Annotated in this window: 11 protein-coding genes and 1 pseudogene; 3 read left to right on the top strand and 9 right to left on the bottom strand. The window is 57.0% G+C overall.

What is annotated here, in order from left to right; genetic code table 11:
- Positions 1-31: 31 nt before the first annotated feature.
- A complete protein-coding gene (locus tag D7M11_RS05485) occupies positions 32-865 on the bottom strand; it encodes an IclR family transcriptional regulator (protein ID WP_120746159.1) in 834 nt (277 codons plus the stop codon).
- 293 nt (positions 866-1,158) lie between these two features.
- On the opposite strand from D7M11_RS05485, the gene D7M11_RS05480 reads away from it, so the two are divergent.
- Entirely contained in the window at positions 1,159-2,004 is an 846-nt protein-coding gene (locus tag D7M11_RS05480; RefSeq protein ID WP_120746158.1) for an alpha/beta fold hydrolase, read from the top strand.
- A 59-nt stretch (positions 2,005-2,063) separates the two neighbouring features.
- Positions 2,064-3,299 carry a dipeptidase gene (locus D7M11_RS05475; RefSeq protein ID WP_120746157.1) on the top strand — a complete coding sequence of 412 codons (1,236 nt, stop codon included), beginning with the start codon at positions 2,064-2,066 and terminating at the stop codon, positions 3,297-3,299.
- An 86-nt stretch (positions 3,300-3,385) separates the two neighbouring features.
- Here the strand turns inward: D7M11_RS05475 and D7M11_RS36310 are convergent, their stop codons facing one another.
- The 8 genes and pseudogenes from D7M11_RS36310 to D7M11_RS05445 form a co-directional block, all read right to left on the bottom strand.
- Positions 3,386-3,562, bottom strand: coding sequence for a hypothetical protein (locus D7M11_RS36310; RefSeq protein ID WP_158606465.1), 177 nt, complete (start codon positions 3,560-3,562; stop codon positions 3,386-3,388).
- A gap of 178 nt (positions 3,563-3,740) precedes the next feature.
- Positions 3,741-4,724 (bottom strand): annotated as a pseudogene (locus D7M11_RS38020) (ABC transporter substrate-binding protein); the annotation flags it as partial.
- Between the two features lie 185 nt (positions 4,725-4,909).
- The gene (locus D7M11_RS36305) at positions 4,910-6,172 is read right to left on the bottom strand and encodes a LamG-like jellyroll fold domain-containing protein (RefSeq protein WP_158606464.1); all 1,263 of its coding nucleotides are present in this window, start codon (positions 6,170-6,172) and stop codon (positions 4,910-4,912) included.
- A gap of 136 nt (positions 6,173-6,308) precedes the next feature.
- Entirely contained in the window at positions 6,309-6,479 is a 171-nt protein-coding gene (locus D7M11_RS36300) for a hypothetical protein (protein ID WP_158606463.1), read from the bottom strand.
- 148 nt (positions 6,480-6,627) lie between these two features.
- Complete coding sequence (locus tag D7M11_RS05460; protein ID WP_120746156.1) at positions 6,628-7,449, bottom strand: AraC family transcriptional regulator; 822 nt, start codon at positions 7,447-7,449, stop codon at positions 6,628-6,630.
- 33 nt (positions 7,450-7,482) lie between these two features.
- Positions 7,483-10,389 (bottom strand): DEAD/DEAH box helicase, encoded by a 2,907-nt coding sequence (locus D7M11_RS05455; protein ID WP_120746155.1) that lies wholly within the window; start codon positions 10,387-10,389, stop codon positions 7,483-7,485.
- Positions 10,386-12,002: an SWIM zinc finger family protein gene (locus D7M11_RS05450; RefSeq protein WP_120746154.1), complete on the bottom strand. Its 1,617-nt coding sequence runs from the start codon at positions 12,000-12,002 to the stop codon at positions 10,386-10,388. The genes D7M11_RS05455 and D7M11_RS05450 overlap by 4 nt, the downstream gene beginning before the upstream one ends.
- A gap of 84 nt (positions 12,003-12,086) precedes the next feature.
- A complete protein-coding gene (locus D7M11_RS05445) occupies positions 12,087-12,596 on the bottom strand; it encodes a GNAT family N-acetyltransferase (RefSeq protein ID WP_120746153.1) in 510 nt (169 codons plus the stop codon).
- Between the two features lie 118 nt (positions 12,597-12,714).
- Between D7M11_RS05445 and D7M11_RS05440 the strand changes: the two genes are divergently transcribed.
- Entirely contained in the window at positions 12,715-13,164 is a 450-nt protein-coding gene (locus D7M11_RS05440; RefSeq protein ID WP_120746152.1) for a hypothetical protein, read from the top strand.
- Positions 13,165-13,175 lie beyond the last annotated feature (11 nt).

The following is a 13,175-nucleotide window of genomic DNA, read 5'->3' as shown; positions in this document are numbered from 1 at the left end:
TACGGATCCCCCTTGACATGGTTACAGACATTTATTGAAACGGTTTTTCCCGTTTCGGGAAATAACCGAGAAACTTGGAGATTTTATCGGCCGCTTCCATCGTGAGCTGGCCGAAGCCGAGCAGATCTTCCGGGCTGACGCGGATCGTGGGGCCGCCTGCGCTGATCGCGGCGATCACTTTGCCGTTTTTGCCGAAGATCGGAGCGCCTACGCCGCGGGCGCCCGCTTCGTAGTCCTCGTCGCTGACGCTGTAGCCGCGCCTGCGGATCTCCTCCAGCTCGATGCGCAGCCTGTCGGGATCGGTAACCGTATGGTCCGTAATTTTCTGATAATGCGGCAGCATGCCGATGACCCGCTCCTGCTCTTCGTCGGAAAGGAAGGCGAGCATCGCTTTCGGACAAGCCCCTGCATGAAGCGGGGAGCGCTGCCCGAGCCGCGACATGAGCCGGACACTCTGCTTGCCGTGGCGTCTTGCGATGATCGTCGATTGGCCGTCCAGCAAACAACACAGATTGACGGTTTCTCCGGTAGCCCGCTGCAGCGACTCCATAACCGGCTGAGCCAGTTCCTCGAGCGGCGCGTCGGGCTCGGCGGCCAAAGCCAGATTATAGGCGATGGCGGTTACGACATAGCTGCCTTCGGCTTCCATCCGCAGCAAACCGAATTCCTCCAGCGATTTCAGACTGCGAAACACCTGATTTTTGGATAGGCCGGTGGACGATTCGAGATCCGAAATCGTAAACCGGTACGGGGGCTCACAGAACGAGAACAGCACTTGCAGCGTCTTCATGACGGATTCGATCGTATAGCGGGACTCCGCATTTTTACGCTCGGCCGTGACGGTATCGGTATGATGGTCTGCCATAAGTTCCTCCTTGGCCGCGCCTGTAGCACGCAGCTTTCTCTCTATGTGAAAATAGGTCACATCAACAATAAAGCTTCTGTTATTGAAAATTATTGTATACGATTACATTTGACTTAGTCAAACATATTTTATTTTTAGGTGGTTGATTTTTTAACATCTCGGTAGTAAAGTAGAAAATAACTTTTTGAAAGCATTTCCAAAGTGATTATTTTTCTAGACCTTGTTTGATTAATGGAAAATGTTTGATTGTGTCAAACGATATCGTTCAAGGATTCGGGAGGCGACGGAAACCTATGTTGAAAAAGTTGAATATTAACGGCGTCCTTCTTCATGTGGAAGATCAGGGGGAAGGACCTGCGATCGTCACGCTGCATGGCGGTCCGGGGCTTGGCTCGCGGCACGGGGATGCCGCAACGTTCGGAGCGTTTGCAGCCGAGGGCTACCGGGTCGTATCGTACGATCAGCGGGGGAACGGCGAATCCGAAGGGGCCGAGCCTTACAGCCACGAGCAGTTCAATTTGGATACGGAAGCGCTGCGCCAAGAGCTTGGGCTCGGCAAGATCGTCATTGCCGGCGGCTCGTATGGCGGATATTTGGCGCTCGAATACGCGCTGCGCTACCCGGAGAACGTGGCCGGCATCGTACTGCGCGATACGGCGGCCTCCAACGCTTACCGCAACACGGCTCATGACCGCGCATTACAAAGCGGCCTGCCCGGCGTTACGGAGGAGATGCTGAATCGGCTGTTTAACGGAGAGGCGAGGAGCGACGAGGACTTCCGCGACATGTACGCGGCGATATTGCCGCTGTATTGGGTGGAATATACGCAGAGCATGCTGGACGAGCATCTGAATTCGATCATGTTCCGCCATGAAACCCACAACTGGGCGTTCTCGCGCAACCAGCCGCATTTCAATATCGTCGACCGGCTGAAAACGATTCAGGCGCCGACGCTCGTTTTGTGCGGGCGGCACGACTGGATTACCCCGCTGGAGGCGTCCGAGGAGATCGCCCGCGAAATTCCGAACAGCCGTCTGGTCATCTTTGAGAAGAGCGGCCATTCGCCGCAAAAAGAAGAGCGAGAGAAATTCCTCGGCGAAGTGCGCCGTTTTCTGCAAGAAGTTGCACCGAACTCTTGACGATAGTGACCGACACCGTGTGAGCTACTACACCCTGACGAAAGAGACGTGATCGCAGCATGAACAAGAAAAATTACCGCGGGTATCAATCTTATCAATATTTGGAGGCGGGCGCCGACTTCAAGAAGTTTGAGCTCGTTCGCGAAACTACACTGTTTCCCGAATACGACATGGGTGTAACCGAAGAGCAGGAAGCGCGCGTGCAGAGCATTATGGCGAACAACATCGTTATCTCTCTTCACGAGCATACGTTCAAGGCTCCCGTCAATTTGAACGAGTTTTTCGAATTCCGCCGCTGGGGCCGCGACTCGACCGGCTACGAAGGGCTGTCCGTATCCGGGCTGGACTGCGTGTTCGACAACCTGATGAACGGCACGGCGATGATCACTTCCCGCGGAGGCTGGAAATGGGGCGACATCCTGTATGATCTTGGCATGCGCCTGAGCGATATCGCTCACCAGGACATGGTCATCCTCGGCCTGACAACCGACGATATTCGCCGCGCCAAGGCGAACGGCCAGATTGCTTTCGTTCCTTCTATCGAAGGGGCGAGCATGATCGAGAACGAGCTTGACCGTCTCGACATCTTGTACGGCTTCGGCGTCCGCTGCATGGGCATCGCCTACAGCGAAGGCAACCAGCTCGGCATGGGCTTGAAGGAGAAGCGCGACGGCGGCTTGACCGAATTCGGCAAGCAAGCGGTTCGCCGCATGAACAAGCTCGGCATGGCGATCGACGTATCCCACTCCGGCGATCAGACGTCGCTCGATACAATCGAAGTGAGCGACAAGCCGATCTTCATTACGCATGCCGGAGCGCGGACGCTCTGGAATACGAACCGTCTGAAGCCGGACGACGTCATCAAGGCTTGTGCGGCAAAAGGCGGCGTGATCGCGATCGAGGCGGCCCCGCATACGACGATTACGGCCAACCATCCGCGTCATAACATCGAATCGTTCATGGAGCACTTCGAATATTGCGTTAACCTGGTCGGCATCGATCATGTTTCGTTCGGTCCGGACACGCTGTTCGGCGATCATGTCGGTCTGCATAAGGCGTTCGCCGAAGCGCTGTCGCTGTCCGCTTCGAAGGGCAGCCAGCCGTACGAGCGCGTCGACTATGTAGCGGGTCTGGAAAATCCGGGCCAATGCTTCCCGAATATCGTTCGCTGGCTCGTGAAGCACGGCTACTCGGATACGGATATCGCCAAGGTGATCGGCGGCAACACGATGCGGGTGCTGGAGGAAGTATGGTGGAATCCGCGCAAGCAAGGGCATGGCGCCGGACACGCCTAAAAGATCGGATAGCAGCAAAGAAGGCCGAGCCCAAGGGGGTAACCCTTGGGCTCGGCCTCTCTTCGCGAACGTTCCGGCATAAACCGTCATTTCGCGGCGTCCGCTTCGATTGTTTTGTTCATCGATTCCTCGGCCTCGCGAAGCGCCGTGTTCGCATCCTGCTTGCCGGTTTTCACGTTCACGAGGGCGCTGAATAGTTTCGCCGCCGCCGAGCTCGTATACGTGCTGACAAACGAAGGGGCGGCGAACTTCTCGGGCAGCATCGCCTTCGTATTTTTTCCCCTTGTACATAGCTGATTCCTGACCGAACGCTTTGCGGACGGCTTCGCTTTTCAGCAGGCTGAGGAACAGCCCTTGCTTGGATTTCTCCAGATGGAACGGCTCGGTGGACATGTAGTTCAGCACCTCGAACGCTTCTTCCGGCACCTTGCTCGTTGAGGTAACGAAGAAGTAGAACGGGTACGCCTGGGGCCCGATTCCGGGAGCTTCCTTGAGCGTAGGGAACGAGGCGAGGTCCCAGTTCATGCCTTGAAGCTCCGCTTCCGTATGCATCGTGCTGACCGGCAGCCACATCGCCGCTCTTTTTTCCTTCGTAAACATATCGCGCTGCTTGCCCACCTGCATATCCGCATCGGTCCAATCGTAGCCCGGAAGTGTGTAAAAGCGCGAAACATTGGCGAGAAACTTATTCCACGAGTCGTTGTTCAAGGTGGCCTTGCCGGATTTCGGATCGATCATGTTGAGCGACAGCTGGTTGCGCATCGCCAGATGGGAAGGGGACATGACCGTGCCGTAATATTGTACTCCACCATCCTGGCGCGTCAGCTTGCGCGAAAGCTCATACGTATCGTCCCACGTCATGCCGTCCTTCGGATAAGGCACTCCGAACTTATCGAACAGGTCTTTGTTGTAATAGATTGTGGCCGGGAGCGTGTACATCGGGATGCCGTAGAGCTTGCCGCCGCCGATCTGCTTCAGGATATCGACGCTGGTCGTTTCGAACCGGTTCAGATCGAAGCCGGTTTTCTGGATGATCGGCGTCAGGTCGCGCTCCATCTTGGACTTCAGCAGGAAGTTGTACACTTGCCCGATCGACATGAACATGATGTCGACTTGCGTGCTGGTCGTCACCAGTTCCGTCACTTGATCCGCTTTGCCGTTGTACTTGATAAACCTGGGTGTGATATGCGGGAATTTGGCCCTAATCGGCGCTCCGAACTCTTTCTCGAAGCGGGCCTCGTCCCAGTCGGCGCTCGGTTGGTAGAAGACGAGGTCGATCGGCTTGGCCGGCGCCGCCGTTTTCGCGTCGTCCTTCGGTTTTGCGGAGCTATCCGGCGCGGAGGCGGACTGGCTTCCGCAAGCGCTTGCAAATAGTAGAACGGTGATCGTACAGGTGGATAAAAGTATGCTTCCGCGGCGTTTCATGTTCATATTTAAACCCCCTTGGTATCATGGCTTCATTCAGAAGCATAGCACCAGGGGGCTTGGGGCGTCTTGCCATGAGCGTGCCGAAATGGCCGCGCGATTTATCCGATATTGCTGTTCTTCTTGAGAGGCTGCTCAAATCTGGCTGCTTATCCTGACCAACCGCGTAACATTAGACCGATCGATTATCGTTTATCGCGCTTAATCACCCAGCTTTTCCCGAACGGGTCCTGGAAGCAAACAAAGTGCGCGAAGCCTTCATCCTTCACAGTCACATGCCGAGAGCCCGCCTCAATCAAATGCTTCTCCAACTGTTCCACGGGTCTTTTGGTACTGTATACGAACGGAGCAAACGTTTCCTGCCGGGTGGACTCTGATAAAGAGCTGTGCAAGTATAGGTTAGGCCCTTTAAACAAGCTGAGCATGTAAAATTGCTGCTGATACTCCATATGCAGTTTGAACCCAAGGTGTTGGATGTACCACTCAGCAGCGGCCTTGATGTCTTCCCGCGGAAGCTGAAGTTGAACATTCGCGACACTCTCCAATAAGGGTACATCTCCGGCATCGATTACTGGGGTTTCCGGTTCCTCAATAGGTTTCCAGCCGTTCTCCACATATAAGGCTTGAACTTCATCCTCCGTTAAGGCGCGGTCATAGATTCTTACATCGTCAATCTTGCCTTTGAAAAAGAAATACGGTTCAAACGTAGACTTGCATCCGATGAATAAGGGTTCTTTATGGCTTGGCGTCAATTTTCCATGAGTTTCGCCGACGAGCATTCCGTTTTTATAGAGCCTAAACACTTGGTTATCATAGACTACACCGATATGATACCAGAACTCTTTTTGCACGGTTGATTGCACATACAAATCCTTGTCATGCACAAATCGGTGAAAAGTGATGCTGCCTTCATACGTGCTAAGTTGATAGACACGATTTTGAAAATGCCCGTCTTGTGAAACAATAGCATGGGTCCAGCCTTCAAGACGCGCATCCCGGTCATAGCAGCACCATACGGACAAAGAAAACGATTCTCCGTTCAGCTTGGGCGCGGCTTCCACCAAAATGTAATCGTCTTTACCGTCGAAGCAATAAGCGCTGTCCGGATGGCCAAACCGATCCGTACACAGAGAGGCGCCAACAACCGTTCCATGATGCTCTCCGCCGCTGCTGTCCCGCGCGTCTCCTTGAAACAAATATTCGGCGACAAGACCTTCGTACAACCCTATACTCATTCTCCTTCCAAAGAGCTCGTCAATCGATACCCGGAACATTTCGGCAATAAGCGGGAGCGACGCAATATCCGGACAAGATTGTCCATTCTCCCATTTGCTTACAGCTTGGTAAGATACGCCTAATCGCGCAGCGAGCTGATCTTGTGTCATTCCGCTTCGTTTTCTGAGCTTGCCGATCTGCTCGCATAATTGTTTGCTGTAGCTAACGCTCATTCCGGCTTCTTCCTTCCATCCATTAGATACATTCATTGTAAAAAACATTCCGCTTGTAAGCTATCACCTAATCGTCGAGTCAAAAATGGGCCTTCTCAACCAATGGTTGAGAAGGCCCATCATCTGGGAAGCCGCTTTAGGATTGAAACATCGGGAACACATATTTCACAAGAAACCACAAAGCTCCGAAAAATATGACTACATAGGCCGCATATTTAATAAAAGTAGAGGCAACCATGCTGGAATCCACTTTTTTCTCCACGCTCGTTTTCTCGATTTCGACGTTTCGGCGCTCGTCCATGTTCATTGGAATTGCTCCTCTCCATTGTTCTGGAACCTGCTTAGCGTCTCGCTTACGATATAGATACCCGCTTCCGTCCTTATTAAAACGCGAAACGGGCCTTAGAAGCGATTCTAGAGGCCCGTTTTTCAGTTTCCTTTTCTTGCGAACGCGCTCAGAAGAGCCCGCGGTATTGCTCGGGGGTTAAGCCGACCAACTGCTTGAAATTGCGGGAGAAGTGGGTGAGCTGCTTGAACCCGACCTGGTAGCCGACTTCCGTCACCGTCCGTGTCTTTTCGAACCGGAACAGCAGCTTTGCCTGGCTGATTCGCCGCTTGTTGATATATTCGAATACGGTCATGCCGGTCAGTTCCTTGAAAATTTTCACCATGTAAAATTTGCTCAAATGGACGCTGTCGGCCACCCGCTCCAAACTCAGCTCCTCCATATAGCGCTGCTCGATAAACGTAAGAATGTTGCGCACGTTCGCTTCCTTGATCTGCATCGGCGTCGGATCGGACAGATCGGCTTCGCTGCATTCCCAGATGACCAGCAGCAGCTCGCAGAACGCGTTGCGCAGGCGATTGAAGCCAAGCGGCCCCGGCTGCGCCGTAAACCGGTTCAGCTTCAGCAGGATCTGTTCTACTTCGGTGCGGCGCTCCCCCTCCAGCCGCCACCGGCGGTTGCGGATCGTACGGAACGGCAGCAGCAAATCGAGAGAGCCCGGCGACTGGACGAACGGCAGCGTGCTCGCCTCGTCGAACCGGATCATCGTCCGCTCGCACGCCTTCATGCCGACCGGGCCGTGCTGGCTCATGCCGTTCATAATGAGAAGATCGCCCGGCGCCAGCTCCAGGAACGTTTCTCCGACCAAGTACGTACAACCCCCGTCGTGCACGTAATAAATCTCGTATTCGGGGTGACTGTGGAAACGCGAAGCCATCTTGTAATCTTTGCGGTAGGCAAAAATGTCGAGCAGATTCGTTTGGGGATTCATCCGGCACGCTCCTTATCCGTCCAAGGCAAGCGGCTATACTTCGACCCACTGCCGGCGCAAAGCAAACAGCTCCTTCAAATCGTCGGTCGACATCTCGGTAATCCACTGTTCGCCGCCGCCGATAATTTGCCGGCTGAGTGCGGTTTTGCGCTCGATCATCTCGTCAATCTTCTCTTCGAGCGTCCCGAGCGAGATGAATTTGTGCACCTGTACCCGCTTCGTCTGCCCAATGCGGAAGGCGCGGTCGGTCGCCTGGTTTTCGACGGCGGGGTTCCACCACCGGTCGAAGTGGAACACATGGTTCGCCGCGGTCAAGTTCAGGCCGATGCCCCCGGCTTTGAGCGAGAGCAGAAAGACGCCGCAGTCGCCTTCGTCCTGAAACCGCTCGATCATCCGATCGCGCTGCGCCTTGGGCGTACCGCCGTGCAGGAACAGCACCTCTTCGCCGAGCTGTTTAGAGACGGCTCTCTGAAGCAGCTTCCCCATATCGACGAACTGCGTGAAGATCAGGCAGCGGTCGCCCTCCTCGCGCAGCTCCCCGACCATGTCGAGCAGCCGATCCAGCTTTTGCGACCGGCTGCTCCGGTCGGGCGCGGCGGCCCCTTCCTTCGCGTAGATGGCCGGGTGGTCGCATATTTGCTTCAGCTTGGTCAGCGAGGCGAGAATGAGTCCGCGGCGCTCCATCGGAGGCAGCCGGTCGAGCCGCTCGAACAGATCGGCGATGACGCTTTCGTACAGCGTCGCTTGCTCGACCGTGAGCGAGACGAACGTTTTCGACTCCAGCTTCTCGGGCAGGTCGAGCTCGATGGCCGGATCGTTCTTCACCCGGCGCAGCAAGAACGGCTGCACGAGCCGGTGCACCTGGCCGATCAGCTCCTTGTCCTGCGTCTTCTCGATCCGGCTGGCGTACCGTTCGTTAAAAGAACGCAGATTGCCGAGGTAGCCGGGATTCACGAAATCGAATATCGACCACAGCTCGGATAGCCGGTTCTCGATCGGCGTGCCGGTCATGGCGATCCGGTGATCGGCTTCGAGCTTGCGGATGGAGGTCGACTGCTTCGTGTAGGCGTTCTTAATATTTTGCGCCTCGTCGAGACAGATCGAGGTCCATCGAATCCGCGACAGCTCGGTCTCGTCGAGATGGGACAGCGCGTACGAGGTCAGCACCAGATCGAAGCCGTCCACGCTGTCCGCAAAGTCGTCGCCCTTGCTCCGGGCGGGGCCGTAGTGAAGCTTCACCTTGAGCTCCGGCGCGAATCGCTCCAGTTCTTTCTGCCAGTTGCCCAGCACCGAGGTCGGGCAGATGAGCAGCGAAGGCGCGCCGGCTTGCTCCTGCTCCTTGATGGCGAGCAAATACGTAATCCACTGGATCGTTTTGCCGAGCCCCATATCGTCGGCGAGACAGCCGCCCAGACCGAACCGGCGCAGGAACAGCAGCCAGGAAGCGCCCAGCACCTGATAATGGCGCAGCGAGCCGTGAAAACCTTGCGGCGTTTGCAGCATCGGCACGGTCTGGGCACGCCTTAGCTGCCGGATAAAGCCGCGCAAATGCTCGTTCAGCTCGACCTCGACCTTCAGCGATTCCGTGTAGTCGCGCTCCCCGGCGTCCCTATCAGCATCCGCTTCGTCGTTTTCGCCCCGGGAGCCGAGCAGGTGCATTTCCAGAACGTCGCGGAACGAAAGCCCCTTCTTTTTCCGAACCTGCTTGATCCACTGCTGCACCTGCTGGAGCACTTCCGAATCGAGCAGCACCCAGCGCCCGCCTATGCGCACAAGCTGCCGGTTGTTCTGGATGATGCTGCGGAAATCACTTTCTTCCAGCTCCGCGTCGCCGATCGCCATCCGCCAGTCGAACTGGACGATGCCGCCTAGTCCGAACAGCGATTCGCCGCTCGAGCCGAAACCTTGCCGGACTTTCGCCTTCAGGCGCGGCTTCGTTTTGCGCAGCTGCTCCCACCAGGCGGGAAGCAGCACGGTTTGGCCGAATTCGGCGAGCTTGATGCTTTTGTCGGTCAAAAAGTCCCAAGCTTCGTCGTAATCGATCTCAGTCCGGATCGACGATTCCCCCGCGGTTTCTTCGCCTGCGAGCCACGGAACGACGGCAAACCATTTCGCCATCGTCTGCCGGATGCGGGTGGCGTAGGGCAGCCAGCCGGGAGGGCAATCGGCGCTCGGCTCGCCGGAGCTGCCGCACTCGGCAAGCCGGTTCGGATTGCTGCGGTCCTGCAGCACGACCGCGAGAGACCACGTTTCCCCCTGATCGGGCTCGCTTAGTCGTAACGCCGTCCTGAACGGCGTCTCGTCCGGCGTCCAGCCGATCGCGACGAGCCAGTCGTCCTCGTCGGTCCATAACCCGCTCTCCGCAGAAGGCTCCGCATCGCCATGATCGTCCTCGGTCCGCTCCCTATAGGACGCGGCTGAGCGGTGCTTGCGCTCCTCGCCCCGGCGGACGATATCCTTATCCGGATGCAAATGCTCCATCACGCGCTGCACCCAGTCGTCCCAGAACGGAAGGGGAGCTGCGCTTTCGCTGCCGCCCTCCGCCTCCTCGGGGCGCTTCAGCTTCCAGCCCCAGCTTCCGGCTTTCCATTTGGCAAAATCGGGTACGACCTCGCCGGCGAGAAGCGCGGCCGCCAGATCGCGGGCTGCATCCAGCAGCGGAGCCGCTTCGTCGCTCCACGCAAGAGGGACATAGCCGTTCCAGGGAGGGGAGACGAGGAACTCGCCCGCTTCCTCCGCAGGGAGCAGGACGCCCTCCTTGTCGTCCAGCACGAGGCTGTCGATAAACGCTCCGTAGAAGGACGGCTCATGCCAGGCGAACAGCAGCTCCTTCAGCGTGAGAGCATCGAGCGGCGTTTCGCCCTGCACGCCATACAGCCAGAAAGCGTCGGAGGGGATCCAGCGGCAATGAATGGTGATCGGCGCTTTCATCGTTCTCATCGAAGCAACTTTCCTTTCGTCAATTCCTCCCGGAAGGCGCGCAGCCGAGCGTGCTGCACCGAAAGCCTGCGCAGAAACAGCTCGTAACGGTCCTGCAACCCGGCGGTATGGTATAGGGCGGACAGCTTCTTCATGAGCCGGATCGCTTCCTTGTAGGCGGGGCGGTTTTTTTGCATAATGCACCGTTCGATCGTTTGATGGTAAAGCGGGAAAACGACGGTCGGATCGTGCAGTTCGGCCGCCTTCAGATCGGCTGGATACAGCTCGAATACGGCGATTTTTTCCGCAAGGTGGTAATCGGTCCAGTCCCGGAACCGCTTCGTCTTTACGAGAAACTCGGTATAGACGTAATAGCTGGCCGGCAGCATCGAGACGAGCGCCCGGGCCCACTCTTCCTCGAGGCCCAGTTCCTTCGCCGCCTCGGAGGCGTAGCCGCACAGCGTCTGGAACAAGTCGCGGTCGGCTTTCCGGCATTGCGGCAGCAGCCACTGCAGCCATGACCACAGCCGTTCCCAGCTGCCCGTTCTGCGAAATTCGGCGGTATAAAACAAGCCTTCGCTCGGGTGAAACGAGGCAAGCCTGCCGAGCCGGCTGCGGGCTTCCTTGTCGCGTCCCAGCAAAACCTCGAAATGGGCGCGGATTTTATGCCAATCGTCATGCTCCGCCTCCGTCCAGGTATCGGCATGGGCCAGCAGGGCGTCGATTCTGGCGATCTCCCCCTCACGCCAGCTCGGATTCAGGAAAAGACGGGTCCACAGCAGCCGGTACACGTCCATCCAGCGGACGATTGGAGCGGCCGGTTTTTCCGTTAGCGCGCTTGAGACGATGTCCGCCACATGCAGCAGATGCTCCGGCCAGCGGCGTCCCAGCTCCTCGGGATCGGTTTCGTCGACTGTCTCCGCCAGTCTCGTCTCCAGCGCATTCGCGGTGTCCTTCACCTCTACGTGGCGATGGGTCAGCGGCGAGCCTACGGCGCTGTAATCGCGCTCCAGCTTCTGCAGGGCATACAGATGGCCGTACACCGTCAGCAGCTTCTTCGCTTCCGGCACCCACCAGGTCGAAGGCCGGAGCGCCGTTTGCAGCGCGGCGCTGTAATACTCCTCAGTATCGTATTTCCAGAGACTGTGCCTGGCGGTAAAGGCGGTAAACTCGCGCTCGATATGCGAGAGCCATTCCTCCGGCGAAGCCGACTCTTTTAGCGCCAGGGAGGCGGGCTGGGCGGACGGGAGCAGCGCGGTTTGGCGAGACAGCTTGGAGCTGCTTTTGGCCGCGGGCTGCCCTTCCTGCCGCTGCTTCCAGTCTTTGACGAAGGCGTCGGGCCTGCCGTACACCGAGTACGCATAGAAAAAAACCGCCGCCATATGCTTGCAATAGCCGCCATAAGGACAGCTGCATTCGCTGAGCCCGAAAAAGTCGAGATCGAACTTGACCGAGTAGGCTTCTTCGCCCTGAACCTTGGATACGAGGCAACGGCTGGCGGTGACATCGGTATTGTAGACGCTGCCTTTTTGCTGAAGCTCGAGTCCTTGTTCGACCGTGTGCAGATCGAAGTGGCGGCGGATGTCCTCGCCAAGCCGTTCGAGCTCCTCGCGGGTAATTTGCGTTTTCAGCATTGGGGCATCAACTCCGTTATGGCGTAGCGTTCAAATGACGGCAGCATCTGAATGCTCCATCGGCTGATTTCGTTTCGTAAGCTTTTAGTATATCATACCTGGCGGCGAATCGCCCTCGTACACCATGCAGTGAAACTCGGCGGGTACGGTTGGGGTTGCCCGGACATATGTATCGCTGATGACAAATCCGGCTTTGAGGTAAGTGCGAATGGCCCGCGTGTTGGAGGTCATGACTTCGAGATCGATCTTGTTCAGCGGGTTGCGCTGCATCGCGCGTCCTGCAATGGCGCGGGTAAAGGACGGTCCGAGCCCTTGCCCGCACAGATCGGGATGCAAGCCGAGTCCGAGTCGGGTCCAGCCGGCAATCGGGAAAAACTGCGCAAAGCCGAGCAGCGCTCCGCCCGCATCCAGCACCGATTCGAACTGCTCCTCGCGAAGGAGCGGGTCGGCGAACTCGGAAGGGCCTTCGGCCAGCTCGTCCCAGGGCGACCAATTGAAGACGGCGTAAGGCTCGGGGTACCGCCAAGTGCATATGTCTCGTCCGTGCGGCTCGGTCATCGGAACGAACCGCCACTCAGGTATAGCTCGCTGCATGATAAAAAGCCTCCTTCTCATGTATTCCCATTGTACCGAAAAGTTTACGGTATTTGGGAACCATTTTTCCGCTGCGCTCGTATATAACGTTAGTTTTCCAAAGAACAGGAGGTTTCGCATGGCCAGACTCGAGTATAGGCGGTTCGACGAGGAGAACGGCTTCCCGCTGTTATATTATTACGATTTTATCGACAAGGATGAAGTATCGCTCCGGTTTGCCTGCGACTATCTGGTGAAGGACGGGGTCGTCTACGAGAAAACGTCGTGCGCGATCGAGCCGAGAGCTTACGTCATCTATGTGAAGACGGCTGAGGAGGAGCAGGCGTCGGCGGGCGGGACGGAGCTGTACGGCTACCGGGGAGGAATCCGGATCGAGCTTCGGGAATATATAGAGCATACGTCCCGCTACCCGGTCGTGCACGTGTTTCAATTCCAGGACGATGACGACGCGCTCTTGCACCTGCAAAGCGATTATTTGGGGTGGGACGGCACGGAGTGGGAGAAGACGTCGGCGGAAGTGGACGAGGACCGGAAGGTGTATGTATATTATGCGGTTCGGGCGCAGTAGAGGAAGCCGGA

Source organism: Paenibacillus ginsengarvi (assembly GCF_003626695.1).
Classification (GTDB): Bacteria; Bacillota; Bacilli; order Paenibacillales; family NBRC-103111; genus Paenibacillus_AB; species Paenibacillus_AB ginsengarvi.
Note: the sequence above shows the minus strand (reverse complement) of the source record. Positions and strands in the feature narration are given on the sequence as shown.

Bases quoted from the DNA above. Each gene is read 5' to 3' on its own strand.
- D7M11_RS05485 (WP_120746159.1), bottom strand. From the start codon at position 865: ATGGCAGACCATCATACCGATACCGTCACGGCCGAGCGTAAAAATGCG.
- D7M11_RS05480 (WP_120746158.1), top strand. From the start codon at position 1,159: ATGTTGAAAAAGTTGAATATTAACGGCGTCCTTCTTCATGTGGAAGAT.
- D7M11_RS05475 (WP_120746157.1), top strand. From the start codon at position 2,064: ATGAACAAGAAAAATTACCGCGGGTATCAATCTTATCAATATTTGGAG.
- D7M11_RS36310 (WP_158606465.1), bottom strand. From the start codon at position 3,562: ATGCTGCCCGAGAAGTTCGCCGCCCCTTCGTTTGTCAGCACGTATACG.
- D7M11_RS36305 (WP_158606464.1), bottom strand. From the start codon at position 6,172: ATGAGCGTTAGCTACAGCAAACAATTATGCGAGCAGATCGGCAAGCTC.
- D7M11_RS36300 (WP_158606463.1), bottom strand. From the start codon at position 6,479: ATGAACATGGACGAGCGCCGAAACGTCGAAATCGAGAAAACGAGCGTG.
- D7M11_RS05460 (WP_120746156.1), bottom strand. From the start codon at position 7,449: ATGAATCCCCAAACGAATCTGCTCGACATTTTTGCCTACCGCAAAGAT.
- D7M11_RS05455 (WP_120746155.1), bottom strand. From the start codon at position 10,389: ATGAGAACGATGAAAGCGCCGATCACCATTCATTGCCGCTGGATCCCC.
- D7M11_RS05450 (WP_120746154.1), bottom strand. From the start codon at position 12,002: ATGCTGAAAACGCAAATTACCCGCGAGGAGCTCGAACGGCTTGGCGAG.
- D7M11_RS05445 (WP_120746153.1), bottom strand. From the start codon at position 12,596: ATGCAGCGAGCTATACCTGAGTGGCGGTTCGTTCCGATGACCGAGCCG.
- D7M11_RS05440 (WP_120746152.1), top strand. From the start codon at position 12,715: ATGGCCAGACTCGAGTATAGGCGGTTCGACGAGGAGAACGGCTTCCCG.